General features: G+C 48.4%; 1 protein-coding gene. It reads right to left on the reverse strand.

Features of this window, described 5'->3' with window-relative positions; genetic code table 11:
• On the reverse strand, positions 1–3,039 hold a 3,039-nt coding region (locus tag Q7V06_RS06120), incomplete at its 3' end, for a molybdopterin-dependent oxidoreductase (protein ID WP_304839529.1).
• Positions 3,040–3,268 lie beyond the last annotated feature (229 nt).

Genomic DNA, 3,268 nt, shown 5'->3' on the forward strand with positions numbered 1-3,268 from the left:
ATAGATGAAACCATGACCTCCCATCGTGCAGGCTTTTCCCGATTCAAAGTACGATCGTGCTATGGTGTCTGAGATTGCACCGGTCAGGATAAGTGACCAGTCTTCACGTGCTCCGGTGTGGATCTCAATGGTGGAGATGAGTTTGTTTGAGCAGCCTGCAGCTGATGGATACTGGATGCCGTCTGACCAGTAGTAATGCCAGTAGTCCTCTTTCAGGGTTGCCCGCATGTCGTCTGCTCCGAAGACACCGTCGGGGGCATTGAAGAAGAGGCGGTATCCATCTGAGTAATCAGGGACATATCCCTGGCGTTCTGTCCACCATGCGATGATGGCTTCACCCTGGCGTTCAAGTGGCGAGTTCAGGTTCGTGTCATTGATCTTCATCTCATAGCCATCGGAGGCTCGTAAGATGATCTCGCTGTTTTCGGGAGCTCCACCTACAAGATCACAGAGATCTTTGATCGATGTGCCTCGTACGACTTCATCGACTTTACCCGGATTAATAGTTTCAGCCGGATTCCAGAGGTCATTCGGATCGAAGGTCGGACCCTGGAAACGGAGTCGGATGCCGTCTTCGCCTCCATAAACCAGAAGGTTCTCTTTCATCCAGAGGTAGTCTTTCGTCACTTCGTTGACAACTGTAACCCCATCTGCTGCATATCTGACGATGCGAACTGTTGGTGCTTCGGTAGGTACATCAAATGCGGTCAGCTCGATCGTCTCGATGTTGCCGACACTCTTGCTGCCGGGCGCACCCTCTCCAACAAGGCGGAGCGGGAAGGCATTGCCGGGTATTGCGGTTCCATTTACCTGATTTGCAACGATATAGTTGGATTTGTTCTCTGCTATATCCTGGCTTGTGAAGTCCTTGCTGTACGGTGATGCACCACCGGAAGATACGATGACCGTATAGCCGGTTTCTGCAAGATCTTCGTTAAAGGAGTTCGCTCCTCTCATCTTATCGTCATCGACAAGTGCTGCCAGGAGCCAGAGTGGAACCCCTCTCCAGGTACTGACACCGTCGTCGTACGTTTCTCCATGTGCAGCAGCCACTTCTTCAAAGAGGCTCTGTGAGATGGTGGCTGTTATCAGTTTTCCTTTGAGGGTCAGTACCCATTCGCCTTCTTGCGGCTCTTCGGGGAGTCCGTTGAGCTTGATGGATGCAATGGTGCCAACACGCTGACCCGAGGTCAGGTCAGGACCCTGGAGTTTGAGCGGGTAGCCGTTTTCAGCTGAAAGCGGCGCTGCATTCATCTTGTTTGCAAGGATATAGTTGTTGTTTCGTGCTATATCGGCACTATTGAAGGTTTTTGAATAGCCATCTTCAGCTGATATGGTTACAGTGTATCCGGTATCTGACCGATCATCGTTAAACTTCCAGTGGTTGTCAGCATTGATATCATCGACGATCGCGAGGATGTACCAGAGCGGAACTCCTGTCCATACATTGTTGTCTGCATCTGTGTAGGCAGCGGCATGACCACATGCAACCCCCTCTTCAAACTCCGACTGAGTCAGTATTCTCCTGAAAGCTCCATCCAGGAGGATACTCCATTCGGTCTCTGGCTCAGGGAGTCCGATCAGCTCTACCTTTGCGATATTGCCGATCTTCTGCCCGCTGGATACGTCTGATCCGACGAGCTGGAGTGGGAAACAGGGTTTGTTCTTCTCCCCGATGGTTGCCGGGAGTGGCTCACCATTGAGCTTGTTTGCGACGATGATGTTGTCGTTCCGAGCAACTGCTGCACTCTGGAAGTTGATGCTGTAATCATCACCTGCAATGACCTTGATTGAGTATCCCTGTTCTGCAAGCTCATCGTTAAAGGCATTATTTCCATGTTTTTTGTCATCATCGACATATCCAACAAGGAACCAGAGTGGCATTCCACTCCAGACGTTGCCATCATCATCGGTGTAGGTGGCACTATGATCACAGTCCACTCCTTCTTCGAAGGAGGTCTTATCAATAATTTCGTTTAACTTTCCATTAAGTTCCAGTGTCCAGTCCTCCGGTGTAGTGCCGCCACCAACTGAGACTTCAATTCTGATATATGCGGTTGCAGTCTCCGGAGTGACCGGTTTGACACCGAAATAGAACTCAACGATATCACCGTCCTTAAGCTCGTAAATGTTCAGACCATCGGTATCCGGGCTTCCATAGTCGTCAAGGGTTTGTCCGTTGACAGTACATATCCAGGTTGTCCCTGCTGTTTTATCATAGAGGTATTCGTTTATTCCATCCAGCAGGAGGATCCCCTTTGTGCCAAATGATTTGTCATTCACGGTGAGGTTGAGGTCTGCTGCATCAAGTGCACCAAGCGGGGTGAGACGCTCGACATCGTACGAGGTTCCGGATGTTGCCTCAAGTGAAAAGGTCTCATCCTGCAGATCGAGTTCACCGTCAAAGAGAGTTGCAGGACCTGCAGGTGGCTCCTCGTTGCTCATAATCTCGATCCTGCTGACATACTTCACTGACAGGCCTGTTGTTGTCGGAATGCCAGCTTCATAGTAGTACCAGTACTCCTCCGGGAAGGTCTCCTTCATATCGGAGATGCCAAAAACGTTCAATCCATCGGGATTTACTGATGTATCCGCAAAGAAGATCAGCTTCATGCCACTTGAATAACCAGGAACATATCCGTCCCCGTCAAGATACCAGGTGATCCCGATCGGGCCTTGTCTGGATTCAGGGGTATAGACATTCGCATAAGGGAAGTTCTTTGAAAAGCCATCGTTGGCTTTAATTTTGATGATATCACCTGGTGATGCGCCACCGATGATCTCACAGAGATCCTTAACATCTGATCCCTTCACTGCTCCCTGATCTTTCAGGTTCAGATCCTCAGCATCGTTCCATGGATCATCAAAGACCGGACCCTGAAGATAGTAATGGGTCACACCATCTCCAATAACCGGAAGATTTGTTTCTATCCATTCATAGGAGACGGTTGTTTCATTCAGAACGGTCTCACCGTCTGATGCATATTTTACGATTTGGAGCTCTGTTGTGGCTCCAGCTACCGGCATGATGAGCATCATCAATGCCAGTATAATACCAATAATTAGTGTGTTTTTGTCTAGAGAAGTCACTGATTATCACCCTTTACAGTCACCGGCTTTTATTAACCACTCAAACAAATGCCGGACAGTAAAAGGTTGTGCGGGTAAATTAAATAATTAATGTTAATTTTATATATCATATCTATTTAATATAATTAACTTCTTTACAAATACTATCTGAGTTTAGGATCGAAAACAGGCTAATCCC

The organism is Methanocalculus sp., assembly GCF_030651615.1.
Lineage (GTDB): Archaea > Halobacteriota > Methanomicrobia > Methanomicrobiales > Methanocorpusculaceae > Methanocalculus.